The 26,600-nt window shown below is 43.5% G+C and carries 25 protein-coding genes and 1 pseudogene; 17 read left to right on the top strand and 9 right to left on the bottom strand.

Annotated features, from left to right (window positions below; translation table 11 throughout):
• Nucleotides 1-63: 63 nt before the first annotated feature.
• Nucleotides 64-1,554, top strand: a complete 1,491-nt coding sequence (locus ACHUFI_RS00505; protein ID WP_394246116.1) for a lytic polysaccharide monooxygenase — start codon at nucleotides 64-66, stop codon at nucleotides 1,552-1,554.
• Between the two features lie 64 nt (nucleotides 1,555-1,618).
• Here the strand turns inward: ACHUFI_RS00505 and ACHUFI_RS00500 are convergent, their stop codons facing one another.
• The gene (locus ACHUFI_RS00500) at nucleotides 1,619-2,452 is read right to left on the bottom strand and encodes an AraC family transcriptional regulator (protein WP_394246115.1); all 834 of its coding nucleotides are present in this window, start codon (nucleotides 2,450-2,452) and stop codon (nucleotides 1,619-1,621) included.
• Between the two features lie 217 nt (nucleotides 2,453-2,669).
• Between ACHUFI_RS00500 and ACHUFI_RS00495 the strand changes: the two genes are divergently transcribed.
• Both ACHUFI_RS00495 and ACHUFI_RS00490 read left to right on the top strand, forming a co-directional pair.
• The gene (locus tag ACHUFI_RS00495) at nucleotides 2,670-3,305 is read left to right on the top strand and encodes a LysE family translocator (RefSeq protein WP_394246113.1); all 636 of its coding nucleotides are present in this window, start codon (nucleotides 2,670-2,672) and stop codon (nucleotides 3,303-3,305) included.
• 99 nt (nucleotides 3,306-3,404) lie between these two features.
• Entirely contained in the window at nucleotides 3,405-3,827 is a 423-nt protein-coding gene (locus ACHUFI_RS00490) for a GNAT family N-acetyltransferase (RefSeq protein ID WP_394246112.1), read from the top strand.
• A 52-nt stretch (nucleotides 3,828-3,879) separates the two neighbouring features.
• Here the strand turns inward: ACHUFI_RS00490 and ACHUFI_RS00485 are convergent, their stop codons facing one another.
• Nucleotides 3,880-5,589, bottom strand: a complete 1,710-nt coding sequence (locus ACHUFI_RS00485) for a phospho-sugar mutase (protein WP_394246935.1) — start codon at nucleotides 5,587-5,589, stop codon at nucleotides 3,880-3,882.
• 371 nt (nucleotides 5,590-5,960) lie between these two features.
• Between ACHUFI_RS00485 and coxB the strand changes: the two genes are divergently transcribed.
• Genes coxB through ACHUFI_RS00465 form a run of 4 tightly spaced genes read left to right on the top strand, consistent with a single transcriptional unit; the run spans nucleotide 5,961 to nucleotide 10,364 of the window.
• Complete coding sequence (coxB, locus tag ACHUFI_RS00480; RefSeq protein ID WP_394246111.1) at nucleotides 5,961-7,124, top strand: cytochrome c oxidase subunit II; 1,164 nt, start codon at nucleotides 5,961-5,963, stop codon at nucleotides 7,122-7,124.
• Entirely contained in the window at nucleotides 7,121-8,782 is a 1,662-nt protein-coding gene (ctaD, locus tag ACHUFI_RS00475; RefSeq protein ID WP_394246110.1) for a cytochrome c oxidase subunit I, read from the top strand. Before coxB ends, ctaD begins: the two co-directional genes overlap by 4 nt.
• An 8-nt stretch (nucleotides 8,783-8,790) precedes the next feature.
• Nucleotides 8,791-9,483: a cytochrome c oxidase assembly protein gene (locus ACHUFI_RS00470; protein ID WP_394246108.1), complete on the top strand. Its 693-nt coding sequence runs from the start codon at nucleotides 8,791-8,793 to the stop codon at nucleotides 9,481-9,483.
• On the top strand, nucleotides 9,480-10,364 hold the full coding sequence (locus tag ACHUFI_RS00465; RefSeq protein ID WP_394246106.1) for a cytochrome c oxidase subunit 3: 885 nt from the start codon (nucleotides 9,480-9,482) through the stop codon (nucleotides 10,362-10,364). Before ACHUFI_RS00470 ends, ACHUFI_RS00465 begins: the two co-directional genes overlap by 4 nt.
• A 1-nt stretch (nucleotide 10,365) precedes the next feature.
• On the opposite strand, the gene ACHUFI_RS00460 is transcribed toward ACHUFI_RS00465, so the two are convergent.
• On the bottom strand, nucleotides 10,366-10,587 hold the full coding sequence (locus tag ACHUFI_RS00460) for a DUF2909 domain-containing protein (protein WP_394246104.1): 222 nt from the start codon (nucleotides 10,585-10,587) through the stop codon (nucleotides 10,366-10,368).
• Between the two features lie 61 nt (nucleotides 10,588-10,648).
• Between ACHUFI_RS00460 and ACHUFI_RS00455 the strand changes: the two genes are divergently transcribed.
• From ACHUFI_RS00455 to aroG, 5 genes are all read left to right on the top strand, one after another.
• Nucleotides 10,649-11,380 (top strand): SURF1 family protein, encoded by a 732-nt coding sequence (locus ACHUFI_RS00455; protein WP_394246103.1) that lies wholly within the window; start codon nucleotides 10,649-10,651, stop codon nucleotides 11,378-11,380.
• A 20-nt stretch (nucleotides 11,381-11,400) separates the two neighbouring features.
• Nucleotides 11,401-11,946: a hypothetical protein gene (locus tag ACHUFI_RS00450; protein WP_394246102.1), complete on the top strand. Its 546-nt coding sequence runs from the start codon at nucleotides 11,401-11,403 to the stop codon at nucleotides 11,944-11,946.
• Nucleotides 11,947-11,997: 51 nt separating this feature from the next.
• Nucleotides 11,998-13,053 carry a COX15/CtaA family protein gene (locus ACHUFI_RS00445; protein WP_394246100.1) on the top strand — a complete coding sequence of 352 codons (1,056 nt, stop codon included), beginning with the start codon at nucleotides 11,998-12,000 and terminating at the stop codon, nucleotides 13,051-13,053.
• Nucleotides 13,046-13,966, top strand: coding sequence for a heme o synthase (gene cyoE / locus ACHUFI_RS00440; protein WP_394246098.1), 921 nt, complete (start codon nucleotides 13,046-13,048; stop codon nucleotides 13,964-13,966). The genes ACHUFI_RS00445 and cyoE overlap by 8 nt, the downstream gene beginning before the upstream one ends.
• Before the next feature lie 280 nt (nucleotides 13,967-14,246).
• The gene (aroG, locus tag ACHUFI_RS00435; RefSeq protein ID WP_394246097.1) at nucleotides 14,247-15,299 is read left to right on the top strand and encodes a 3-deoxy-7-phosphoheptulonate synthase AroG; all 1,053 of its coding nucleotides are present in this window, start codon (nucleotides 14,247-14,249) and stop codon (nucleotides 15,297-15,299) included.
• Between the two features lie 256 nt (nucleotides 15,300-15,555).
• Here the strand turns inward: aroG and ACHUFI_RS00430 are convergent, their stop codons facing one another.
• Nucleotides 15,556-15,765, bottom strand: coding sequence for a hypothetical protein (locus tag ACHUFI_RS00430; RefSeq protein ID WP_394246095.1), 210 nt, complete (start codon nucleotides 15,763-15,765; stop codon nucleotides 15,556-15,558).
• A 15-nt stretch (nucleotides 15,766-15,780) separates the two neighbouring features.
• Here ACHUFI_RS00430 and ACHUFI_RS00425 point away from each other — a divergent pair, with 15 nt between their 5' ends.
• Nucleotides 15,781-16,002, top strand: a complete 222-nt coding sequence (locus tag ACHUFI_RS00425; protein ID WP_394246094.1) for a hypothetical protein — start codon at nucleotides 15,781-15,783, stop codon at nucleotides 16,000-16,002.
• 73 nt (nucleotides 16,003-16,075) lie between these two features.
• On the opposite strand, the pseudogene ACHUFI_RS00420 reads toward ACHUFI_RS00425, so the two are convergent.
• From ACHUFI_RS00420 to ACHUFI_RS00410, 3 genes and pseudogenes are all read right to left on the bottom strand, one after another.
• A pseudogene (locus ACHUFI_RS00420) lies at nucleotides 16,076-17,466 on the bottom strand (phosphohexomutase domain-containing protein).
• 1 nt (nucleotide 17,467) lies between these two features.
• A complete protein-coding gene (locus tag ACHUFI_RS00415; RefSeq protein ID WP_394246092.1) occupies nucleotides 17,468-18,907 on the bottom strand; it encodes a mannose-1-phosphate guanylyltransferase/mannose-6-phosphate isomerase in 1,440 nt (479 codons plus the stop codon).
• A gap of 57 nt (nucleotides 18,908-18,964) precedes the next feature.
• Nucleotides 18,965-20,071 carry a mechanosensitive ion channel family protein gene (locus ACHUFI_RS00410; RefSeq protein WP_394246091.1) on the bottom strand — a complete coding sequence of 369 codons (1,107 nt, stop codon included), beginning with the start codon at nucleotides 20,069-20,071 and terminating at the stop codon, nucleotides 18,965-18,967.
• 238 nt (nucleotides 20,072-20,309) lie between these two features.
• Here ACHUFI_RS00410 and ACHUFI_RS00405 point away from each other — a divergent pair, with 238 nt between their 5' ends.
• On the top strand, nucleotides 20,310-20,966 hold the full coding sequence (locus tag ACHUFI_RS00405) for a potassium channel family protein (protein ID WP_394246089.1): 657 nt from the start codon (nucleotides 20,310-20,312) through the stop codon (nucleotides 20,964-20,966).
• Nucleotides 20,967-20,978: 12 nt separating this feature from the next.
• Nucleotides 20,979-22,346 carry a TrkH family potassium uptake protein gene (locus ACHUFI_RS00400; RefSeq protein ID WP_394246087.1) on the top strand — a complete coding sequence of 456 codons (1,368 nt, stop codon included), beginning with the start codon at nucleotides 20,979-20,981 and terminating at the stop codon, nucleotides 22,344-22,346.
• Between the two features lie 86 nt (nucleotides 22,347-22,432).
• Here the strand turns inward: ACHUFI_RS00400 and msrB are convergent, their stop codons facing one another.
• Nucleotides 22,433-23,575, bottom strand: coding sequence for a peptide-methionine (R)-S-oxide reductase MsrB (gene msrB / locus ACHUFI_RS00395; RefSeq protein ID WP_394246085.1), 1,143 nt, complete (start codon nucleotides 23,573-23,575; stop codon nucleotides 22,433-22,435).
• Nucleotides 23,576-23,771: 196 nt separating this feature from the next.
• Between msrB and ACHUFI_RS00390 the strand changes: the two genes are divergently transcribed.
• Nucleotides 23,772-24,566, top strand: a complete 795-nt coding sequence (locus ACHUFI_RS00390; RefSeq protein WP_394246083.1) for a hypothetical protein — start codon at nucleotides 23,772-23,774, stop codon at nucleotides 24,564-24,566.
• An 85-nt stretch (nucleotides 24,567-24,651) separates the two neighbouring features.
• A complete protein-coding gene (locus tag ACHUFI_RS00385) occupies nucleotides 24,652-25,050 on the top strand; it encodes an OsmC family protein (protein WP_394246082.1) in 399 nt (132 codons plus the stop codon).
• Between the two features lie 81 nt (nucleotides 25,051-25,131).
• Here the strand turns inward: ACHUFI_RS00385 and ACHUFI_RS00380 are convergent, their stop codons facing one another.
• The gene (locus ACHUFI_RS00380; protein WP_394246080.1) at nucleotides 25,132-26,157 is read right to left on the bottom strand and encodes an OmpA family protein; all 1,026 of its coding nucleotides are present in this window, start codon (nucleotides 26,155-26,157) and stop codon (nucleotides 25,132-25,134) included.
• Nucleotides 26,158-26,600: the final 443 nt, after the last annotated feature.

Here is a 26,600-nt window from a genome sequence, read left to right as displayed (position 1 = left end):
ATGAGTGAAATAGTGGGTCAGTGTGTGGTGGACCATTAATTAATCAAAATAATAGGAAATAATATGATTAAGCAACTAACGGCAGCAGGCTTTGCGATATCAGCAGTGATACCGAGTATTGCCCATTCTCATGGGTATGCGGTTTATCCAGCGGCGAGACAACATATCTGTCATGAACAAGGAGGTTTGTGGGGAGATGGCTCTACGATCCCAAACCAAGCGTGTCGTGTAGCGTATCAAGAGTCCGGTGAAGGCGCATTCAACAACAAAAATGGCTATGCGGCGCTTGTGGTTGATCACGAAAATCCTGAAGCCGTAAAAGCCGTGATTAAAGATGGCGAATTGTGTCATGCGTCTATCGCGAGTTACAGTGGTATGGGGGTTGCGTCCGAGAATTGGCAACGAACTGAGCTGGTGTCTGGCGATACTATCAATTTCCAATATCGAGCTACAGCAGCACATAACCCGTCTTATTGGGAAATCTATATCAGTAAACCGGGTTATAACCCGGCAAATTCCCGTTTAACTTGGGACGATGTTGAGTTGTTCGCGACTCAAGGAAATGTCGAGCCTGTAAAGATAAACGGCGAAGATCATTACCAGTTTGAAATTAAATTGCCGGAAGGTCGTGATGGTGAAGAAGTCACGATATTTAGTCGATGGCAGCGCGTCGACCCTGCCGGAGAAGGTTTTTACAATTGTTCGGATGTAAAGTTTGTTGGCGAAGCTGAAGTTCCAGAGTGGGAAGAAATTGCCCAGTATGTGACATCGGGCTTTGAAGCTGAAGTAGACCGAGCAGTGTTGTTTAGAATATTTGATGAAAAAGGCTCTGAGGTCGTAGCGGAAAGCTTCCCAATTGATAGCAGTAACGTCGATCAAAGTGTCTGGACTTACCAACTTGCTGAAAAGATCAATTCAACTTATTCACACACTGCGATGGTGGGTGTTAAGCAACAAAATGGTGAAGTTGAATACGATGAATCAAACTTGTTCTTCAATAAGGTGCACACGAAAAACCCGGACTATCGTTACTCGCTAGATATTCGCGATATTGAAGTACTACCACCAGCAGAAGTCACCGTGACAGGTGTAGAAAGCACTTACTATTTGTCTGAAGGTGAAGCGACGATTACGCCAACAGTATCAACAGAAGGGCATAACGTTCTTGTTAACGTAAAAGTCATTCGAGCGGATGGCACTCAAACTTGGCTAAATAGCGCAGTTTTGCATGGCAAGCCTGTTGAGCTTCCGGTGAAAGCTCACGTAGAAGGTATGCATACTTTAGAAGTTACAGCGAACTACAATCAAGAACCAGAGCATCATGTTGTCTACTCTGAACAGTTTGAAGTGAAGGCGGAAGGTTCAGCTGAATATGACTATGTATATCCGGATGGTATTGGCCATTACGTAGAGGGCGAAACGGTTGTGTTAGGCTCGGATGGGCATACATATTCTTGCCGTGAATATCCATACGGAGCATGGTGCAACATCGATGCACCAGCCTATGTGCCTGGAGAAGGCGAAGCTTGGGAAGATGCTTGGTCACGTAACTAGATTTTAACCATGCATCGTTAAAGACATAGCCTCGGTTTACCGGGGCTTTTTTATGCCACTCATATTAGGTCACGCATTTTAAATATTGTCCGGGTGTGACGCCTAACGCTTTCTTGAAATGACGGTGTAGATGGCTTTGATCATGAAAACCACATTCTTGAGCGGTATCAGATATGTTGTAGCCTTGACGAAGCTTAGTCTTTGCTAAACGTATTTTGGCTTGAATTTGGTAGGCATGTGGTGGCAAGCCAAACTGCTTTTGAAAACTCCGCGCCAAATGATATGGACTGATGTTGGCAAGCTTCGATAGTTCTTCTAACGAAACATCAGCTTGTGGAAAGTCATCTAGAAATTCTTTGACGAGCTGAACATGAGGCACTTTCTTATTCGTAGTATCGCTGACTGTTGACTTTCCATGACGTGAGATAAGTTTCACCATGGCTGCATACATGATGGTTTCACGAAGTAAGCGATTAGAAGAGGTATTTAAGGTGCTGAAAACAAGCCTGAGTTGATCAGCGAGTTCTGGGTCGTGCACCACGGGTTGTGGGAAGTAAGGCGCCCCAGAAATATTACTGCTCAGTTCTTGAGTGATATGAGAAAATTGCTCAGGTAACGGGTACATCGCTTTGTATTCCCAACCACCTTCTGTGGCTGAGTGCCCATTGTGTACTTCGTCGGCATTGACCAAGATAATACTATCTTCAGGGGCAATGTGATTCCCGCCGGTTCGGAAGAAACGCTGCGCTCCTTTCTCTATCACTCCGACGGTGTAACCTTCATGGCTATGACGAGAAAAATTTTGTTTCTCATACTTAGCGTCTAACAGTTCTATCCCACCTAATTCCTGAGCGAAACTGAAGGTTGCTTTTTCTTTTACGCTGTTTTTTTCATTCATTGCCAACTCCTTGCTGTATGAGTGTACCTCAGGAGGCGAAGATAATTTTGTACAATATTGCGATTTTTTATTGCGGCTTGATTAGAGCCTAAATCTGAATTTCCTTCGATAGTTGGTTACTAAGTCTGGATTGTTTTGTTTGATTGAAATTAAAGTCTGGATCAAACTTTTTCACTGGTATAAAATCCGCGCCTTATTTTTATAAACTAAAATTATCATGATTGATTTCGCTATTTTGCCAGTCTATTTGACGGCTGTGATTGCCCTACTTTTGCTGCCTGGGCCTGATATGTTATTGATTGCTAGCTCGAGTATAAGCTTTGGACGTAAGGTCGGTGTTTTTGCCAGCTTGGGCAACGCTACGTCAGGTGTGATTTTGACAGTACTTGCTGCGATGGGTGTATCAGCTCTTATCGCGATGAACCCTCTCGCATTGCAAGCACTACACCTTTTGGGCGGTGCTTATCTATTAAAAATGGGGACTGATTGTCTACGAGCCGATGCAGATACTGCACCTGATCTTGATGGTGATTCGGCGGCGGCGAAGACCTATTATCAAAGAGCTTTAGTAAGTAACTTGTTGAACCCTAAGGCTTTGGTTTTCTTTGTGATGTTTCTACCTCAGTTTGTATCAAGCAATATCGCAGCGAGCTCAGGAGAGCAAATGCTAATGCTAGGCTTGCTGCTGAATGTTCTAGGGTTAACATTCAACTTTCTTCTTGTTGGTGCGGTTGGCACTGTCGGCAAACGACTGTTAGAAAATCAAAGTTTTCGAATATACCAGCATAAAGTGATGGGTTGCGTGTTTATCGCACTTTCGCTGTGGATGCTCAGTAACTTGTTGATGCATTGATCTAGAAACTTTTAGACGAGTCACTTAAAACCAGCTTCGGCTGGTTTTTTTATGCCTGGTTAGTAAGATTGGACGGAATTGGATTAGAAGAGAACCTACATGGATATTGAAGTTGTGATAAACCCGACTGAATCAGATAAGAATGCGGTCTATCAAGGGCTATTAGAGTTTAATCGACCGCACTTTCCAGAGGAAGACATTGTTAACTTGGGCTGCTTTGCAAAAGAGTCGCAAGGCACAATTGTTGCTGGATTGACCGCTGAACTTTTTACTACCTCATTATTCATTAATTACTTATGGGTATCTCCGGAAAGTCGAGGTTCGTCCTTAGGGCGTAAGCTGATTGAAAAAATTGAAGCGGAAGCAAAGGAGCGAGGTGTAGAAGACATCTGCTTAGACACATACAGTTTTCAGGCGTTGGGCTTTTATTTGAAGCTAGGATTTGAAAGCGTAGGGGAGTTCAAGGACTTCCCGACGAAAGGGGTTAATAAGCATTTTTTGCAAAAACGGCTTATGAACTAAACGAAAAATGGACGAACAATTGTTCGTCCATTTGATATCGCGTTATGTTGCGCTACAGCTGTTGCAATTCAGCTTGGTGAGTAGCAATCAGTTGCTCCATTAATCCTTCAGAGCGAGCCAGGGTATCGAAGTAAGTTTCCTTCCCTTCAAACTCTTCAATTACTTCGTAATACACCTTTAACTTCGGTTCTGTACCCGACGGCCTTACAATTATTCTGTATCCGTTAGCTAAGTGGTAAATCAACACGTCACTTGCAGGCAGGTTGATCGCTTCTGTGCTGCCACCAATATTAAAACGCAGAGAAGATTGAAGATCTTCAATCGCCGCAATTTCAATACCTGCGATGGACTTGGGCGGCTTCGCCCTTAACTTGTTGCCGATAGGCGGTGATTCAGGGTCTAACGCTATGCTTTGCTGAGCGTTAACATGAACACCGTGCTCGAATGACAATTTAGCGAGTTCGTCCCAAACCGTCTTCCCTTCACGTTTTAATTTCGCCACTAGTTGAGCAAATACAACGAGCGTAGATAACCCATCTTTATCACGGACTAGTGAGCCAATGGTATAACCAAGCGCTTCTTCATAGGCGAACAAGAACTCATGATTATCATCTTCCAATTGCATCCCAACATTCGCCAACCATTTGAATCCTGTTAGTGTTTGGAAGTAAGTGGCACCGTGAGACTTGGCGACTTTTTCTAGCAGCGTAGACGAAACGATGCTGTTGCCTACCAGCTGTTGTTTTTCATGTTCTAGAGATAACAAATAGTTCGCGAGCAACACACCGACTTGATCGCCAGATAACATTTTGTAGCTAGAATCGGCTTGCACAACAGCAGCTGCGAATCGATCCGCATCTGGATCGTTGGCACAGGCAATATCGGCTTCAAGGCTTTCCGCTAACTTAATGACGAGATCCATTGCCCCATCTTCTTCTGGATTGGGGAAATTAACCGTTGGGAATTTACCATCAGGCTCACGCTGTTCTGCGACACTGAAGAAGTTGGCAAAGTCGTTGTCATGCACTAAGTCTTCAGCCATTTGTGCACCGACACCATGCATTGCCGTATAGGCAATAGTAAGGGGTTCATAGCTGATAGGATGCTTAATGAAAGATAAATTGTTGACGGCGGAGCGGTAAGTCTCATAGTAATCTTTTTCTAGCCAGACTAGCTTCCCTGCTTTTTCCGCATCACAGAGTGACATCAGCGGAATTGGCTTAGTCGACGCTAATTCGATCTCCGCTGCGATACCTGAATCATGGGGTGGAATGATTTGAGCACCATTTTCCCAATACACTTTGAAGCCGTTGTATTCTGGCGGGTTGTGACTCGCGGTTACTACGACTGCCGCGGCTGCATCGAAATGTTTAATACCAAACGCAACAATTGGTGTGGCCGCCACATCGTGGGTCAGATAAACCTTGAGCCCAAGAGCGGTAAGAACCGACGCAGTATCATGGGCAAATTGTTTGGAATCGGTACGTCCGTCGTAACCGATAACCACACCTCGGTGACACGCATCTTTGACGTTATCGACTAAGTAATGCCCAAGCCCAGTTGCGGTTTCTTGGATGACGAGTCGATTCATACGATTTGGGCCGCATCCGACTTTGCCTCTTAGTCCAGCTGTCCCGAATTCGAGACGCTGTTTAAAGCGGTCGTTGAGCTCGTTTAGCATCTTTTCATCAATTAGGTATTGAAGCTCTTCGCGAGTCCGGGGATCAGGATCTCTCGCTAGCCAATCTGTTACTTGCTGCATCATAAAATAAAACCCTTGTGTTTCAATATTACAAATATAAATGATTTTCATTATCAATTGCGAGAGAGCAATCGTTAAACTGTATGTCGCAGAAAAATAAATAAACCCATATGACTAGAGGTGCTTATTGGTTTGTTTTGTCTGGAGTGAATAAACAACCTTGAACATTCTTAGATCTCTAACTAGCCTTTTAACATAAATATAACAAAAAGTGCCGAGTTCGCTGTTTTTTACGCACTTTTTCTTGTGATGACACATCACGAAACTAGCAAAGTCGTTAAACCAAGTTGATGAGAAAAGCATGATGTAGCCATTGGTGAAATGACACTTAGGTAGCGCGTCCAGGTTGACTGGAGATGAGGAGATGTCTTTTGAAGAGATTACTGATCACTCTTATGCTGTTTACGGATCTAATGCTTGTAGGTTTTGCAGCGCCGGCTATATCAGCAGAATCGAAGTACAACATGACTCAAGGTGTTACGGAAGTCAGCGGTAAGGTTTATGACCTGCACATGCTGATCTTTTACATCTGCTGCGCGATTGCGTTGGTGGTTTTTGGGGTGATGTTTTATTCGATCATTCACCATCGAAAGTCGAAGGGCGCGGTCGCTGCCCATTTTCATGAAAGCACCAAAGTAGAAATCCTCTGGACTATTATCCCCATCATCATTCTTGTCGCAATGGCAATCCCCGCAACTAAAACTCTTATCGCAATGGAAGACACTTCCGAATCTGATCTCACTATTCAAATCACGGGTTCACAGTGGAAATGGCATTACAGCTATTTTGGCGAAGAAGTCGAATTTTTCAGTTTGTTAGCGACGAGTGACAAGCAGATCGAAGGTGAAGAAGTCAAAGGCGCCAACTACTTATTAGAGGTGGATAACCCTCTCGTTGTGCCGATTAATCGGAAAATTCGATTCATTATGACTTCTGATGACGTGATCCATTCTTGGTGGGTTCCTGCGTTTGCTGTCAAAAAAGATACGATTCCGGGGTTTATCAATGAGGCGTGGACGAAAATCGATGAGCCAGGTGTGTATCGGGGACAATGTGCCGAGTTATGTGGGAGAGCTCATGGGTTCATGCCTATTGTCGTACACGCAATGGAAGAAGATAAATATGACGCTTGGCTTTTGGCAAAAAAAGAAGAGTTGGCACTGGCTAAACAAGCCGCCGAGCAAGCTTTAGGTCAATCGTTATCCATGGATGAGCTGTATGCTAGCGGCGAAGCAATATACAAGGCTCGTTGCGCAGTATGTCATCAAGCTAACGGTGAAGGTATTCCTGGTGCGTTCCCTGCTATCAAAGGAAGTCCTATTGCACTTGGGGATATTTCACAGCATATCGATATTGTTTTGAACGGAAAACCGGGAACGGCAATGCAGGCGTTTAATACTCAGCTGACGGAGCAGGAAATCGCGGCTGTGGTGACATATCAAAGAAATGCTTGGGGAAATGAAACTGGGGATGTGGTTCAAGCCTCTGATGTGAACGCGTTAAATGCTCAACAGAGTGTTAAGGAGGATCAATGAGTTCATCTACGGATAAATCAGTGAAGTCAGCGCCAGTTGTAGACATAGAGTCTGGCGGTTCGACGGCTCATCATTCTACGGTTGCTGAACCTGTTGATGCCTCAGAACATGAGCATCACACCCCAACTGGGTTAAAGCGTTGGCTTTACTCCACTAACCATAAAGATATCGGAACCCTTTATTTATGGTTTAGTTTCGCGATGTTTTTAACGGGCGGAGCGATGGCGATGGTGATCCGTGCTGAGTTATTTCAGCCGGGGCTACAGCTGGTGGAACCGGATTTCTTCAATCAAATGACGACTGTTCATGGGTTGGTCATGGTATTCGGTGCGGTCATGCCTGCGTTTACGGGGCTTGCGAATTGGATGATCCCGATGATGATTGGTGCTCCGGATATGGCTCTACCAAGGATGAACAATTTGAGTTTTTGGATTCTGCCTTTTGCATTTCTCATTTTGATTGGCTCACTGTTTACCGAAGGGGGCGGTCCTAGTTTCGGATGGACGTTCTATGCCCCTCTTTCAACGACATATGGGCCAGATAGTACGGCATTATTTGTATTCTCGGTTCACATTATGGGGATCAGCTCAATTATGGGCGCGATAAACGTCATCGTCACCATTGTGAATATGAGAGCGCCGGGAATGACGTGGTTTAAGTTGCCACTGTTTGTATGGACTTGGCTAATCACAGCTTTCTTGTTGATAGCGGTCATGCCAGTGCTCGCCGGTGCAGTCACTATGGTCTTGACGGACAAATACTTTGGTACCAGTTTCTTCGACGCGGCGGGCGGCGGTGATCCTGTTATGTTTCAGCACATATTTTGGTTCTTCGGGCATCCTGAGGTGTACATCATGATATTGCCGTCTTTTGGTATTGTATCGGCAATTCTTCCTGCCTTTAGTGGCAAGAAACTTTTCGGTTACCATTCGATGGTGTACGCGACTTGTAGTATCGCATTGCTTTCATTTCTGGTTTGGGCTCACCACATGTTTACTACTGGGATGCCAGTATTTGCAGAACTTTTCTTCATGTATTGCACGATGCTGATAGCGGTGCCGACGGGGGTGAAGGTGTTTAACTGGGTTGCGACCATGTGGCGAGGAGCATTGACCTTTGAAACTCCGATGCTATTTACCATTGCATTCATCGTACTATTCACTATTGGTGGTTTCTCTGGGCTAATGCTCGCGATAGCGCCAGCTGATTTCCAATACCATGACACCTACTTTGTTGTGGCTCACTTCCATTATGTATTGGTGACGGGGGCGGTGTTCTCAATAATGGCGGCGGCGTATTATTGGCTTCCCAAATGGACAGGCCATATGTATGACGAACGCCTTAGCTTATGGCATTTCTGGACATCGGTGATATCCGTTAACGTTCTATTCTTCCCGATGCACTTTCTAGGGCTCGCTGGTATGCCACGTCGTATTCCTGACTACGCGATTCAGTTTGCTGATGTTAATCAGATTGTCTCGATTGGTGGGTTTGCCTTCGGTTTATCTCAGCTCATTTTCTTGTGGCTAGTGATTAAGTGCGTGAAAGGAGGGGAAAAGGCTCCTGCGAAACCTTGGGATAGAGCGGAAGGATTGGAATGGACAGTTCCAAGCCCGGCACCTCACCACACCTTTACTCACCCACCAAAAGTAGACTGAGAGGGTGTATGAAAAAACCAAACGATCGAACTAACAGTGACGACGCCAAACCCACGTCCGATGACAATGTTGCGGCTGACGCAGGCTCGCAAAGTAAGTCGACGAAGAAACTTACGGCTTATCTATGCTTGAGTGTCATCGCTATGTTCGGGTTTGGGTTTGCACTCGTACCTTTATACGATGTGATGTGTGATGCCTTGGGTATTAACGGTAAAACCAACACAGTTTCGGCGATTCAGCCTGAAGGAATGGTTCCTGATTATTCGCGGAGTATTCGTGTCGAATTTATGGCGAATATTAAGCCGGATATGCCATGGGAGTTTAAGCCAAGCAAAGTTACGATGGATGTTCACCCTGGTGAGGTGATCCAAACAAAATATTTCGCGACCAACCGTTCCTCTGAAACCTTAGTGGGCCAGGCCGTTCCTTCCGTCTCTCCAGGGAATGGCGCAACTTATTTCAATAAAATTGAATGTTTCTGCTTCAATCAACAGCTATTGAATGGCAGTGATCGGACTGAAATGCCGCTCATCTTTTACATAGAGCCAGATATTCCTGATTCCATTCATACGCTGACTTTGTCTTATACGCTTTTCAATATTACAGATTCTGAGCAAGGTAAAGAGGCGATAGGGCAACCCGTGGCGCTAAATACCCTTCAACCAGTAGAACGAAGTTCAACACAAGGAGTTGAGTTATGAGTTCTAAAAAAGACACATACTATGTACCTTCAGAAAGCAGCTGGCCAATTGTTGGTGCAATTGCGCTATTTTTGGTTGCGGTTGGGGCTGGGCTGACCGTTCAAAATCTTGAAGAGCAGGGGGATGCAAGCCTTGTTGGTAAGGTCGTTCTGTTTGTGGGCTTTGGAGTTTTGTTATTCATGCTGGCTGGTTGGTTTAGCAACGTGATTACAGAATCATTAACCGGAAAATACTCTGAGCAAATCGCACGATCTTTTCGTCAAGGGATGAGTTGGTTCATTTTCTCTGAAGTTATGTTCTTCGGCGCTTTCTTTGGGGCACTTTTCTACGCCCGTATCTTATCGGTTCCTTGGTTAGGAGGAGCTGGTAACAACGCCATGACACATGAAGTGCTATGGCCAATGTTTGAATCGGTTTGGCCGCTTACTGTTACTCCTAACGGCACAGAGACCGAAGCAATGTCGTGGCAAGGTATCCCTCTGAAAAACACGGTATTGCTTCTATTGTCTTCCGTTACCCTGCATATGGCGCATATTAGTTTGGAAGCGAATAAGCGAATGGCGCTCATTGTTTGGCTCGAACTTACGATTGTCCTTGCGGGTTTCTTTCTGTACTTCCAAGGAGAGGAGTATATCCATGCGTATCAAGAGCTTGGTCTGACTCTTCAATCAGGGGTTTATGGCAATACCTTTTTCCTACTAACGGGTTTCCATGGGCTGCACGTCTGCTTGGGTACCATTTTCTTGGTCGTATTACTGTTTAGAATTGCGAAAGATCATTTTACCCCTAAGGACCATTTCGCTTTTCAAGCAGGGAGCTGGTACTGGCACTTTGTCGATGTGGTGTGGCTATGCTTGTTTATTTTTGTGTACGTGCTTTAGCTCAATACGGGCGAGGGTTGGGTTCAATGATGCCGAATGCAAACGCAAGCAATATTAAAACAACGACCAGAGCAGAGGTGAACACTCGACGCCCAAGGTAATGACTAATGGGTTGGCCTGCATTATCGCCTTTGACCATGTAGAAAAGGGCTTTTGCTAAGTTGAAAATGATGAAAAATAGAAACAGCACTAAAGCGATTTTTACAATAAGTGATGACAGCATAGGCACTCCTAATCGTTGGGTATCGGTGATTAATAAAGTGTGGCAATTCAAGGGAGTGGTTTTGGCCACACTGTTAACTTTGGCCACTGTTTCGGTTTTGGTCAAACTTGGATTTTGGCAAATGTCTCGAGGAATTGAAAAAGTTCAGCTAGAAAATGACCTTGCGAATCGTAGCAATCAGATACCTATAGCGCTTAGTGAATTTGAGTCCAGCAACAATCTGATGAGTGGAAAAAATAATGTTATCGAATATGTGGGACAGAAAATTCATTTAACGGCAGAGCCAAGAAGACGTGAATCGATCTATTTGTTAGATAATCAAACTTTGAACGGGAAGGTTGGCTATATCGTCTATCAGGTTGTGGAGACTAACTTTGAGCAAAGGCAAATCACCCTCTTGGTTGACTTAGGGTTTGTAAAAGCGGGCAAGCAGCGTAATGAATTGCCAAAAGTTAAGGGAATTAATGCTAAGACAACCCTCGTTGGGCGGCTATATAGAAAGTCAAAAAACCCGCTGAGCTCGGAGTTAGGGCTGGAAGAAACGCAGCCTGTCCGCATACAAAACTTAGATATTGAAGCACTTTCTAAGAAGGAAAATTTGTCGCTGTACCCAATGATTCTTCAACCACAAAATTTAGAGTCTTGGCCAAATGAATTTGTATGGGTGCCGGCCAACATGAGCTCAGATAAACATTTTGGCTATGCCGTTCAGTGGTTTGTCATGGCATTTGTATTAACAACGATTATGACAACGATTGGTTGGAAGTCTTATCGTAAACACAATGAGCGCTAACGTAGCGAAGGAGTGCTGCAATGGATAAAAGAGTAAAAAGCAGATTAACCTTGATCGGGTTGGTAATGATTTTTGCGTTACCTGCGCTAATTGCTCAACTTGTTCTAACGCAAAATTGGTATCAAGCGGGTGTTACGAATACCGGGGAGCTAATTGAAGGGAATGTGACGTTATCTAGCCTGGGGATAGAGTCGAGTCAGCTAAAAGAAGGATGGATCCTCGGATATGTCGTCCCAGATAATTGCAATGAACGCTGTGTCGAGCAAGTGCACCTGCTCGGTCAAAGTTATATTGCTTTAGGTAGATATAAAGAAAGAGTGACTCCAGCGTTATTCTCAACAACGGCAAGCGATATCGATAGTTTTCCGGCATTTGCGTCAGACACCATTTCAATTGCCCAATCTCATTTTCGTGATTTGCCTGAGGCATCAATCGTGATTATAGATCCCCGCGGTCAGTTAGTGATGCGGTACATGAGTGTTGGCGATGATGGTGATCTTGTCTCTCAGTCGAAAGGGATGCTGCATGATTTAAGAAAGCTTTTAAAGCTGTCTCGTGTTGGTTAAAAGTTCATTCTAAATAATGGAAGTTAACAATCACAATTGAAAGGATGCAAAATGGGAAATGAAGCGTCTCCAAATTTATTGATGTTAATTCGTATCGCTTTGTATTTGACACTGGTCGTTATCGTACTTGGCGCTTATACCAGGCTTGCTGATGCCGGCTTGGGTTGTCCTGATTGGCCGGGGTGTTATGGACAGCTATCGGTTCCGACTCAAAGTGAAGAAATTAGCCAAGCAAATAAGCTTTTCCCGGAAAGGGCTGTTGAACCTGAGAAAGCTTGGCTAGAAATGATACACCGATATTTCGCTGGTACTCTTGGACTCTTGGTTTTTGTAATCACCAGTTGGTGCCTGAGCAATAAAGGGATATCTAAATTATTGCCATGCGCAGTAGCGGTTGTGATCGTATTTCAGGCTGCTCTTGGGATGTGGACCGTGACACTGAAGTTAATGCCACTGGTCGTAATGGCACATCTACTTGGTGGCTTTACCGTTTTATCTCTTCTTACCCTTCTTTACTGTCAATTGAAGCAAGTTCAACAAAACATCGATCACCTTTCAGTTGACCCCTCTATACGTTATTTAGCGATTGCAGGGCTAGTAGTACTCGTAATGCAGATATTCCTCGGTGGATGGACGTCGTCTAACTATGCTGCTTTGATGTGTACCTCACTACCGATTTGCGAAGGTGACTGGCAGCGCCATCTAGATTTCTCTACCGCTTTTGATTTATTGCAATCAGGTCACGATAACTATGAATTTGGTGTACTTGAATACCCTGCGCGAATGACGATCCATGTAACTCACCGGTTTGGTGCGATAGTGACAACTTTGGTATTTGCGGCATTAGTGTTCAAGTTGATAAGCCAGCCTAGTGATACGCTAAATAAAGCAGGGTGGATGATTGCTGGAATCCTAACGGCTCAATTGTCTTTAGGAGTCAGTAACGTGGTTTTTCATTTGCCACTCGCCGTTGCCGTGCTTCATAACCTTGGGGCGGCGTTAATGCTAGTTGGGGGCATCATCATCAACTATTTGTTATGGCGACAACAAGTGGAGTACAGCCAGCTAATGATTAATGACAAGCATGAGGTAGAAAACGATGGATAAAGCGACGGTAAATAAGTCTATAGAATTCGCTCAGAAACAATCGTCCCCTCTATGGTCTACGTGGAGAACTTACTTAAAACTCACTAAGCCAAAAGTGGTCGCGTTGATGCTGCTTACGGCATTGGTCGGCATGTGTTTAGCTGTTTCCGGACCGCTGCCACTACGAGAAACTTGTTTGGGCTTATTCGGAATAGGTTTAATGGCGAGCTCTGCCGCAGCCTTTAACCACCTAATTGATCGAAGAATAGATGCAAAGATGGTGAGAACACATCGCAGACCGCTACCTTCAGGAGAAGTGAAAGGCGTGAGTGTATTTGCATTTGCTCTTGTACTTGGCGTCGTAGGGTTTGGTGTTCTTTTTGTTTGGGTAAATGAATTAACGGCTTGGCTGACGTTTGCTAGCTTACTTGGTTATGCCGTTGTTTATACGATGTACCTAAAGCGAGCGACCCCCCAAAATATCGTAATAGCAGGAATTGCCGGCGCTATGCCACCATTGCTGGGCTGGACATCGGTGACCAATGAGCTTCACTCGAACGCTTGGTTACTCGTGATGATTATTTTCATTTGGACTCCGCCACACTTTTGGGCATTAGCTATTCATAGGAAAGACGATTACGCCAAAGTCAACATTCCGATGCTGCCGGTGACTCATGGAGTGACGTACACCAAAACCTCTATTCTTCTGTACACGATTTTGTTGACTCTAGTTTGTGTATTACCGGTTTTAGTCGGTATGAGTGGATGGCTATATCTAGTATCTTCGATAGTGTTAAATGCTGGTTTTATCTGGCATGCATGGAAACTGAAATACAACTCGAGAAATGACTCGGCTATAGAAACGTTTAAGTTCTCGATCTATCACCTAATGTTGCTATTCGTGGCATTGCTTGTAGACCATTATTTTATCTAAAGAGTCATAGCCAGCGGATGTACCTCATCATGTAGCTAAGCGCTGTTTGAACAGAAATCCCTGAGAAGACTCTCAATATGAACAAAGTTGGATGTAAATATAAATATACAAGGTGTTTATAATGTAAAACATAAAAAAAATTGCGTTCTTTTTAAAATAGTGATTGAAGTTGTGGTTTTTAGTCGATAAGTTACAGGGAACAAGAAAATAAGTGCTGATTAATCTGTAGCCTTTTAGCTACAAGGCATAGCACAAGGATAGACATAGGAAGAAGTAAGCAATGTTCCAGACTGATGATGTAAGAATTAACAAAGTAAAAGAGTTATTACCACCTGTTGCTGTTTTAGAGAAGTTTCCGGCGACTGAAATTGCTTCTTCAACCACTTTTGAAAGCCGTAAAGCTATTCATAACATTCTTGAAGACAAAGACGATCGCCTGCTAGTTATCGTTGGCCCATGTTCAATTCACGATCCTGAAGCTGCGATTGAATATGGTAAAAAATTGAAAGTACTGCGCGATGAGCTAGGTGACCGCCTGGAAATCGTAATGCGCGTTTACTTTGAGAAACCACGTACAACGGTGGGTTGGAAAGGTCTTATCAACGACCCGTACATGGATGACACATTCAAACTGAATGATGGTTTACGTATTGGCCGTAAGTTACTACTAGACTTAACGGATATGGGAATGCCAACGGCAAGTGAATTCCTAGATATGATCACTCCACAATATGTGGCTGATCTGATCAGCTGGGGCGCAATCGGTGCGCGTACCACTGAGTCTCAAGTTCACCGCGAACTTTCTTCTGGTCTATCTTGCCCGGTTGGCTTCAAAAATGGTACGGATGGCAACATCAAGATTGCGACAGATGCGATTCGCTCTGCAAGCGCTTCTCATCATTTCTTATCTGTAACGAAATATGGTCACTCTGCAATTGTAGAAACAGCAGGTAACCCTGATTGCCACATTATTCTACGTGGCGGTAAAGAGCCAAACTACAGCGCAGACCACGTTGGTGAAATTAAGAAGCAGCTTGAAGCTTCTGGTTTACCACAAAAAGTGATGATCGATTTTAGCCACGCAAACAGCTCTAAGCAGTTCCAACGTCAGATCAACGTTTCTGATGATGTTAGCTCGCAAATCGCTGGTGGCGATAACGCAATCTTTGGCGTTATGATCGAATCTCACCTCGTTGAAGGTCGTCAAGATCTGGTTGACGGCAAAGCCGCTACATACGGTCAATCGATCACAGACGCATGTATTGGTTGGAATGACACTGAGAAGGTACTACGTCAACTAGCAGACGCTGTTGTTACTCGTCGTTCTAAGTAACTCTTTATACTGAAAATATTTGTATTGAAAAGCCCTGTTTACTTCCGTAAACGGGGCTTTTTTGTAGGTTGAACTTTCGAATAATAAATGCCTTCTACAATCACTAACTTTATCTAGTAAACCTTGTGCTAGTGGCTTTAGGGTAGCCTGAGTACTGGCTTATAAACGAAACGATTCGTTGGGCCAGTCGACTGCCTCCTAATTTTACTGGGAATGGAGTACCATAAAATACTTGTTGGTATTCATTAGGTGTTATTTAATAAAACGGCGTCCAGTTAAATTGAGTGTCGACCATGCGTTTAAAAACATTTCTCTGCTCTACTTCACTTCTCATCGCTGGTGGGTTGGTTTCATTTTCGGCCACCGCATCTTCTTTCACTAATGAACAGTTATGCAAAGCTGGCTTGTCGTTAGCGATAGAAAAACAGCCACGAGCAATTAAGGCTACGGCTGGAAAACAAATCAAAAAGTACTGCTCGATGTGAAAGATGGCAGTAAAGATTGGGATTATCGTTGCAAGGTAAATCGTGCCAATAAAACGATAAAGTTAGATACTCGTGAAACTAAAAGGAACGACAAGTTTTTGGGGCAGGCGATTCGATATGATGTTGCAGATGCTAAGTGTAGCGTTAAAGTTACTATGAAGAAACGCAAAGGGCAGGGCTTAATTAGCGAAAGCTTCACTCAAATTCAGTTAAAGTAACGTACGAGTTTCTTTAGAAGTGATAGGGCAGACCCAATTAGGAGTCTGCCTTAAACATAGCCACGTTAAGTGGTTAGGAAATGGATTGTATCAGTGTGGTGAGTTCGAGCGTTTTATTCTTTAATAGCTTTTTATCCCCTCTGGTTTCCAAGTTGAGTCTGAGTAATGGCTCTGTATTGGAATTCCTTAGGTTGAAGCGTCATTCCCCCATATCAACACTAATGCCATCTGTAGTATCTATTTTCCCATCCTGGTATGACTCTAGTACTTCCTTTATCACTGCTTCTGCATCATCAACGATCAAATTGATTTCGCCAGAAGAAGGATATTTGGACAGGTAATCTTTGACGACTTGTGAAAGCGTTTGTTGTTTGACGGATAACAAATTAGCTACGAGTAGCCATGGGATCATCTCCGAATCACAGTAACCGAAGTCCCGAAAATAGTGATGGGCACTCATTTCCCCTCCATAGATAGCATCTGTTTTACGCATGCTTTCCTTAATTAGTGAGTGGCCAGCCTTGACCATATGAGGTGTCTCACCGAACCTTGTTACGGTATCGATCGTATTCCAGATTAATCGAGTATCATGAATAATATGCGCGTTCGGCTCTTTTAGCAGAAATGACTCAGCTATCAGACTGACTACGTAATAGCTTTCAATATATTGTCCGTGTTCATCAAAAAGGAAGCAGCGGTCGAAGTCACCATCCCAAGCGACTCCGAAATCCGCTTCATGTTTGAGAACAGCTTTAGAGGTGGAGTCTCGATTTCTGGTATCAGCGGGTTTGGAATGCCGTTAGGGAATGAACTATCCGCTCTATGATTAATTTTGATGAATTCTATAGGAACCTGAAGTGATTTGAGTGTTTCTTCTATAAGATCAAGGGCGTTCCCTGCAACCCCATTTCCTGCGTTTGCAACAATCTTCAGTGGTTTAATTTCACTAGGTTTTCTATAGCTTAATAAGTGGTTAACGTAATGCTGCCGATGATGACAAAGGTTCGATTTACCTTTGTGGAGGGCTACTGGAAAAATGTTAGCTTCAGCAAGCTGTTTTATCTTCTGCAAACCAGAATCTTTACTCAGAGGCTTTGCCCGTTCTTGAACCAGTTTTATGCCGTTATAGTTGATTGGGTTTTGGCTTGCAGTAATCTGTGCACCGCCTAGACATTTTAGATCTTGTACTGCGAAGTAAACTTCTTCTGTACCAGTGACACCTATGTCGATAACGTCAATACCACTGAGCATCAGCCCGTCAACAAACACCTCTTTGTATCTTTCTGAGCTAAAACGATTATCTCTTCCAACAATAACAGATGAACCACTGAGAGTACTATTCGTCATGAGGTAAAGCCCAAAAGCTCGTCCAATTTGATGGATAACTTCCTCATTTAGGTCGACATCTACGATCCCTCGAATATCATTGTTTTTAAAGCAAGTTAATGAAGTCTTTGATGTCATTTTACTTCGCCTGTTCTCGGCCATAATGATCCTGAAAGCGTACAATGTCATCTTCACCTAAGTAGGTACCGGTCTGCACTTCAATCATTTCTAGAGGGATTAGCCCAGGGTTCTTTAAGCTATGCACTTTGCCAAGTGGTATATACGTGGATTGGTCTTCGCTGATCAATAGAGTTTGGTCGTCAATTTGAACCTGAGCGATACCAGCAACAACAACCCAGTGTTCTGCTCGGTGATGGTGCATTTGTAAGGAAAGGCTATGACCAGCGTTAACCGTAATGCGCTTTACTTTATCTCTTGAACCACTGTCAATTACGTCATATTTTCCCCAAGGCCGATATACTTCACGATGAACTTTATGCTCGCTTCGATGATGTGCGTCTAGATAATTGACGACCTCTTTGACATCTTGAACATGTTTTTTATGTGCAACAAGGATGGAGTCTTTTGTTTCTACGACAATAAGATTGTCGATACCAACAGTAGCAACTAGCTTATTTTCTGAGTGTACGTAGTTGTTATTAGAGCTGACGGCAATAACATCACCTTGGCAGACATTGCCTTGTTTATCTTTTTTACTTACATCCCAGAGTGCTGACCACGAGCCGATATCATTCCAGCCAACATTCAATGGAGTGACTACTGCGTGGGATGTATTTTCCATAACGGCATAATCTATGGAGTCGCTTGGGCACTTTTCAAAAAGGTTGGGGTCCACTCGAATAAAATCGAGATCTGTAGTGCTTTTTTCAAAGGAAGAAGTGCAGGCGCTAAAAATGTCTGGCCTGAATGTTTTTAGTTCGTGCAGGTATTGCGAAGCTTTAAACATAAACATTCCGCTATTCCAGTAATACATACCAGAATCAAGATATTCTTGAGCAAGCTCTTTGTCTGGTTTTTCAACAAATCGTTCAATGTTGAAAAATGCGTGGCTAGCACTGACTTGGAATGGAAGATATGATTCTTGTTTTATATAACCATAACCAGTTTCAGGCGCAGTTGGAGTAATCCCAAATGTGACAAGCATGTTTGCTTCTGCGATTGGTACTGCTGCTTTTAATGAGGCCTGGTACGTAGCTACGTCAGAAATATGATGATCAGCAGCCAACACTAATAAAATTGGGTCTTGATTGGGGTTTTCTTTTAGAGCATTCAGCGCAGCTAAGGTTATCGCTGGGGCGGTATTTCGTCCAACGGACTCTAGTATGATCCCTGAATGCCTAAAACCGCCCGTTCGGATTTGCTCAGCCGCCACAAAACGATGAGCCTCGTTACATATTACAACGGGGTCACTAAAGTCCAAGCCTGATAATCGAGAGAATGTCTGCTGGAGCATGGAAGAGTTTCCTGCAACATTTAAGAACTGTTTTGGGTATTCTTCTCTGGATAAAGGCCACAGGCGGCTACCTGAGCCGCCTGCTAAAATGACAGGTAAAATCATGTTACTTCGGATGATTAAGTTAGGTTTCTAACGCAATAGTAACATGATTTGTACTGCTTACTGACTTAGTAAACTCTGGTTCTTTTCTTCTAACCCATGCGCTTGGGGTTCTACTTTAAGTGTTTGCGTTGGATAAGCGATGTCTGCTTGGTTTGCATGCACGATATCTAGGATTTTAAGCAGCACATCTTGCTTTACTTCGTGGTAGCGAATCCAGTTAACGGTTTTGGTAAAGGTGTAAACGAAGAAGTCTAGCGACGACGGACCAAATGCATTGAAGTTGACGATCAGTGTTTGCTTAGCGTCGATATCAGGGTGATTTTCTAGCATTTTTTTGACTTGAACAACAATCGTATCAAGCTTACTGGCGTCGTCATATCTCAGTCCAATTGTCTCGTAAATACGTCGATTGAGCATTCGTGATGGATTCTCAACCACAATATTGCTGAAAACGGAGTTGGGCACATACAGTGGCCTTTTATCAAAAGTTCGAATAATGGTCATCCGCCATCCAATTCGCTCGACAGTCCCTTCGATATTTCTATCTGGAGACCTGATCCAATCACCCACTTTGAAAGGGCGATCAAAGTAAATCATCATCCCACCAAAAAAGTTCGACAGTAGATCTTTTGCGGCTAAACCGACAATCAATCCACCTACACCACCGAAAGTGAGCAGGCCGGAAAGACTCAACCCGAACGACTGCATTATCGTTAAGGTACCAATGACTAAGAAAAAGAGTCGGGCAACCTTTGCTATTGCTTGGACGGTGGTTTCATCGCGCTTTTTTTGATTCAGCACGTATTCTTCTACATTGCTGATCAACCTTAGAGTTATCCAAACAAATACGCTAATGACTAAGATGAGTTTTAATGTACTGAGCCAATTTATTTTGTTGCCTATTTGGTCTTGAAGAATAAAGCCTAAAGAGACGGTCGCGGGCCAACACCAAATAAGTGTGCTAATAGGGGTTTTCAGAGCGTCTAAAAGCAAGTCATCCCAATGAAAAGGGGTTTTCTCGGCAAGTACCGTTAGATGGCTTTGTAGTATGCGCCAAGCAATCCATGCAAAAAAACTTGCGATGGTAATGAATAAAACGCTATTTCCCCACTCATCGCTATGAAGGGTGAGGTAGTTTTGAATTTGGATGAGGTAGTCATTCATTATGTGTAGTACCACTGGAATTATGCATGCGAAATTAGCAGAATTTAAGTTTGTTCTCTACCTTTATAAATCAAATAATTAGCGCAGCATTTGTTGTTTCTATGAGTCTAGCTACAGCAGCGTGATAAGTCAGGGTATTGTTAGGATTTCCCGTATCAATTTGAATTATGTATAGGTGAGGCGCACACTAGTTTACTTCAATAAATACTGATTAGTTCGGTAAATAATAGGTCTCGTGATGAGTGATAAGCAATTTGCAGTAATAGGATTGGGTCGTTTTGGCCTGTCAGTATGTAAAGAGTTACTAGATTCAGGGGCGCAAGTACTTGCGGTTGATATTAACGAAGAAAGAGTGAAAGAAGCGGCAGGTTTTGTCTCACAAGCGATTGTGGCTAACTGTACTAATGAAGAAACAGTTTCGGAACTTAAACTGGATGATTATGACATGGTCATGGTTTCGATTGGTGCCGATGTTAATGCCAGCATACTCACGACTTTAGTTATCAAGGAAGCAGGAAGTAAAACGGTTTGGGTGAAAGCGAATGATAAGTTCCATGCCAAGATCCTGAACAAAATCGGTGCCGATCACGTGATTTTACCTGAACGAGATATGGGGATTCGAGTGGCTCGTAAAATGCTGGATCAAAGGGTGTTGGAGTTCATCGAATTAGGCAGTGGGTTAGCCATGACCGAGATAGTCATTGGGCATAAGTATTTAGGAAAGAGGCTGTCTGATCTCAACTTGTGTAAAGAACCGGACGTTCAAGTATTGGGTTTTAAGCGAGGCCCAATTCTGCATAAAGCGCCAGATCTAGGTAAAAGTCTAGAAATAGGCGATATGATCATCATCGCTGGCCCTAAAGACATATTGGCGAAGAAACTTCGTAAACTTTAGTTAGGTGAATGCATGAATCCGTTTCAACGCCGTGGCGTGTTCTACTCCTTAAAGCAAGATGATAATAAGAAGAAAGGTTCTGAACCTAAGATCATTCTTACTAGCTTTCTTGGGGTGCTTTTCCCTTCCGCTATTTTGCTCACTTTACCTGTATTCTCAGTGACTGGTTTGCGCTTTACTGACGCACTATTTACTGCGACTTCTGCCATTAGTGTAACTGGCCTTGGTGTGGTCGATACTGGGGAACATTTTACTTTGGCCGGTAAAATATTATTGATGTTTTTAATGCAGGTCGGTGGGTTAGGGCAGATGACTTTATCCGCCGTTTTACTTTATATGTTCGGGGTTCGTTTGAGTATCAAACAGCAAGCTCTTGCCAAAGAAGCATTGGGGCAAGATAGAAAAGTAAACCTGAGAAACTTAGTTAAAAAAATCATTATTTTTGCGCTGATAGCGGAAATGATTGGCTTCGTATTATTGTGCTTTCGCTGGGTTCCAGAACTTGGTTGGTCGACGGGCAGTTTCTACGCTCTCTTTCATTCAATCTCTGCCTTTAATAATGCCGGTTTCGCGTTATTTTCCGACAGTATGATGAGCTTTGTTGATGATCCTTTGGTTATTTTCACTTTGGCGGGTTTATTCATATTTGGTGGCTTAGGTTTTACTGTAGTCGGCGATCTTGCAAGCAATTGGCGTAAAGGGTTCAACCACCTGCACTTGCATACAAAAATAATGTTGACGGCCACTCCAATGTTACTTGCAGTAGGTACCGTTCTTTTCTGGTTGTTGGAAAGAAGCAATAGCGCAACGATGGAAAATTTACCTATCCATGCTCAGTGGCTGGCGGCATTTTTCCAATCTGCGAGTGCACGAACGGCGGGTTTTAACAGCGTCGACTTGGCGCAATATACGCAGCCAGCATTATTGGTGATGATCGTTTTAATGTTGATTGGAGCAGGTTCGACTTCCACTGGGGGAGGCATTAAAGTCTCGACTTTTGCTGTTGCGCTCGTTGCAACATGGACCTTTTTGCGACAAAAGAAGCATGTCGTGATGTTCAAACGGACGGTAACATGGACGGCGGTAACGAAATCGTTAGCGATTATTGTCGTCAGTGGCGCATTGCTGACAACGGCCATGTTCTTGCTCATGCTAACGGAGCAAGCTGCTTTTGATAAGGTGATGTTTGAGGTGATTTCTGCATTCGCGACTGTGGGGTTAACCGCTGGGTTAACGAGCACGCTCTCAGAACCTGGTAAATACATCATGATTGTGGTGATGATTATCGGCCGAATTGGCCCGTTAACCCTTGCATATATGCTAGCAAGGCCGGAACCTTCTTTATTGAAATACCCAGAAGACAGTGTACTTACGGGGTAGCCAGTTCATATGCCAGTAATAGAAAAGCCAGTGAATCATCACTGGCTTTTTTGTTTCAATAGCTTCTGCTATTTGAGGAGTTTCTATTAGCCTTCAAATAGTGGCAAATACTCTTCATAACCTTCCTCTGCCAGCTTATCCAAAGGTATGAATCGCATAGCGGCAGAGTTCATGCAGTATCGAAGTCCAGTAGGAGCGGGGCCATCTTTGAATACATGGCCTAAGTGTGAATCACCAAATCGGCTGCGTACTTCTGTTCTCGGGTAGAGCAATTTATAGTCGGTGACGGTTACAATGTACCCTTCGTTAATCGGCTTGGTAAAGCTCGGCCAGCCTGTCCCTGATTTGTACTTGTCCTCTGAAGAAAATAGTGGCTCTCCAGTAACAATATCCACATAAATGCCCATTTGCTTATTGTCCCAATACTCATTGTTAAATGAACGTTCTGTGGCATCGTTTTGGGTCACATCGTATTGAAGCTTTGTCAGCTTTTCTTTGATTTCAGAGTCAGATGGCTTGGAATAGAGCTTCAAATTTTTAGCCGTGTTCATTGAATCGATAATCTGGCGTAGAGTTTTCGGATTATCTTGTCGGTCATCACCAAAAATCTTGTCTAAGTATTGATCTCGTCCAGAAGCGTAGCGGTAGTAGTTGTATCTAACTTTGCTTTTTTTGTAGTAGTCCTGATGATAGTCCTCTGCTGGCCAAAACTTCTTAAACTCGATAAGTTCAGTTTTTAGCGGCTTTTTGAAGATATTGGTTTCTTCAATTTCAGCCATGAACGCTTTCGCAATCATTTTTTGGTCTTGGTTATGATAGAAAATTGCAGGTCGGTAATGACGGCCTCTATCAACGAATGAACCTTTATCATCGGTAGGATCGATATGACGGAAGAATTGGTCCAGTACTTGTTCATAGTTTACGACAGACGTATCGTAACTCACTTTGATTACTTCAATATGTCCCGATTTTCCCGAAGAGACTTGTTTATATGTCGGGTTTTCTAAAGTACCACCGGAGTATCCAGACACGACATCAAGAACGCCCTCCAGTTTTTCTAAATCAGACTCTGTACACCAGAAACAACCACCAGCGAGGGTTGCGACTTCCACAGTTCCTTGTGGCGTGTGTTTATCCATAGTATTGGCAGTGCCTGTTTGGCTTAATATCAAAGAAAATAGCGGTGCAGCGACCACTAGAGATACCAATATCTTAGACAGTTTTTTCATAGTTACCTCTTTGAGTATTTTCACTTCATTCAATGTGAATGTACGAATATAGACAGGAGAAAGTTTGGAAAAATTTCGATGATAGATAATAAAAATGATCCGCAATTCTATTTCACGTATTGCTATTGGTCGGTTTGCATATTTGTCTATGCTGCTTTATAAAACGGAGTCTGCCCATTAACCTGACATAACTAACATGAATAATTTCCGTTTAGCGGCAGTCGTTGCTGTTAACTCGATGTTTGCTTCTTTGTCTTCTGCTGCCTCTGTTGAGCTTGATTTACCGACTTGCGAACGCGAAGTTGCCGTCACAACGCCGATTCATTTCTTTGTTGAGCTAGGCGTTAGGGAAAATAGAGACATTGTGAGTCAAATCAGAAATGACATTGGGATGGCGAATACAGTGCTAGAAAATAGCTGTATACCCATGAGAAGGAAACTGGCTAGTGTCACTTATGTCGAAATCGACGAGCGTTTTATGCTGAATCTAGGATGGGTGCACTTTGGGTTAGAGCAGTTCACCGGCCAGGATAAGATAGCGAGTATCAAGAATGCTCCCAATGTCTATTACGGCGTCGTGTTATCAGACGACAGTGGTTATTTTGCTGGCATTCAAGAAGGACAAACCGCTCGGTCTGAGTTTGAAAAGTTCTTTATTTTATCTGAAAGCGCAGACGAGTTAACTCTCGAACATGAGTTGGGGCATCTCGCATGGGCAGAACACGATCCCGCTACGCTCGCTGAGCAATTAGACAGTGATCTTGAAGACACCACACCCGCATGGGATCAGCACAAAATCAAAGCCTATGCTCGCGGAGCGCTTTGCGGAAATGCAGGGACGGTCATGAGCTACCAAGATAATATTCTGCCAATCTATTCGAGCCCGAACTTCTATTATCAAAAATATAAGTGTGGGGACAGTAATCGGGCAGATAACGCTAGGGTACTAACAGAATACGCCTATGACCTTGCCTCTCAGCTTAAGCAGTAGTACTTTGTCGGCAAAGAAGAGTATCGCTCAGGTGATACCGGATATGTTAAACAGACGACACGCGATTGAGCGTTAATGAGGCAGAATGCAAGCAGAAGTGAAATGGATTGAAGGTTTTAAGTTCCTAGGTCAATCTCAATCGGGACACTCTATCGTGATGGATGGTAACGGTGGCGCGACGGCTCCAAGCCCGATGGAAATGGTTTTGATGGCTGCTGGTGGTTGTAGTTCTGTTGATGTGGTTGATGGATTAAAAGAAGCGGGCCAAAACGTAACGGCGTGTAATGCAAAACTGAATACTGAACGCCGTGAAACTGCTCCTCGTATCTTTACTGGTATTAACATTCATTTTGAAGTGTCAGGTGAAAACCTAAATGAAGAGATCGTGGCAAAAGTATGCGCGGACTCATTAGAAAAGTATTGTTCAGTGTGCCTAATGCTAGGTGCTGGCATTGAGATGACACACAGCTGGGAAATTGTGTAATCAATTGAAAGGTTTTGGTATTGAAAAGGCCCAACAGCTTCTGCTGTTGAGCCTTTTTTATTATGGAATGGTGAGAAACTGTTATTGAACGGTTTCTTCGTATTCAAAGCTTGGAATTGTAGTTTCTACACGTCGGTTTAAGCTACGCCCTTCAGGAGTATCGTTTGAAGCAACAGGGTTTGACTCCCCTTCACCGCTAGCAGTAATACGAGAAGCGTCGACACCATTTTCAATGAAAAAGTTTGCTACGGCTTCGGCACGCTTTTCTGAAAGTGTCATATTGTATTTTGCAGAACCAGATGAATCGGTATGACCCACGATTTCGATTGTCGCTTGCGGGTGTGCAAGTAGTGTCTCCAATGAAGATTGCAGCTCTTGCTCACCTTCCGCTGATACTTGAGTACCGTTAGTTTCAAATAAGCCTTTTGTGTACGCTTCTTTTTGAGTTTTCATCGTTGCGACAACAACTTCTGGCTCTACCGGTGGCTCGGCGACTGGTTGTGTCACAGGTGCTGGTTCAACAACTTTCTGTTCGACTGGTGCTGCGGTTTGAGCTGCGTTTCCGAAGAAGTAACTCAGTCCAATAGAAAGGAAGTTAGCGTTTAGATCATGGATATACTTGTCTTCAAAGTCGTTGAAGTATTGGTACTCCAAACGCAGAGAAAAGTTGTCAGACAAACGTTTTTCACCACCTAGACCAACCGTACCCACGATGTCGTCTTCACCACCATGAGAAATGTAAGCCGGACCGGCTTTAACAAAGAGCGAAAATTCTTCGTGAAGAGGAAGTGTCAATACAGGGGCAAGGGTTATCGCGATGATAGAGTCACTAAACTGAGCAACAGTGCCTCCGCTAGCGAAGCTAGTGTCGTATTCACCTAGGTAGTCAGTACCTAGTTCAACACCAAATTGCTCGGAAAAGCGGTAACCGGTGTAAATGCCTGCACCAATAGCGTCATCATCACAGTTAGTACTAACGGCACAGCCACTGTCTAACCAACCACTACCAACTTTTGCTCCCACATAAACGTCTTGAGCAAAGCTTACTTGAGATGCTAAAGCACTAGTTGCAACTAAAGCACACATTATTTTTGAGAGTTGTTTCATTACTCTTTCCTTTGAGTTTTGTATCAAATGGCTAAGTAATCTTCGAATAAGGCGTTAAGACTGCAATTGTCAGATCGTTAGCAAGATATCTTTATTGTGATTATTTTATAAACTACGGTTGCATTGTTGATTATGTTGCGCATCATGATCAATAGCTTCCTATTGAAATATAGACTTAACCGATTAAATCTCAATTATGAGAAGGTGTGATTGGGATCTTAGATAAGGGTGTTAAGGTATTTGGGGCTTTGCGCTGTTATGAAATGCTAGAGCCGGAAAGGTATTAACTCTTTGATTAACCGGGTTTCTGTAGAAAGGGTGCTGCCGTTCGCTCACCGAATTTTGTAAAAGGCGTACCGCGGAAGATTTTGTGAACTGTATTATCCTATTATCGTAACTCTATTCTCACGAGGTTTATTTAATCTATAGGCAGTGATTGTCGG

The organism is Vibrio profundi (genome assembly GCF_043642225.1).
GTDB classification, from domain to species: Bacteria; Pseudomonadota; Gammaproteobacteria; order Enterobacterales; family Vibrionaceae; genus Vibrio; species Vibrio profundi_A.
This window is presented reverse-complemented; position numbering and strand designations above follow the sequence as displayed.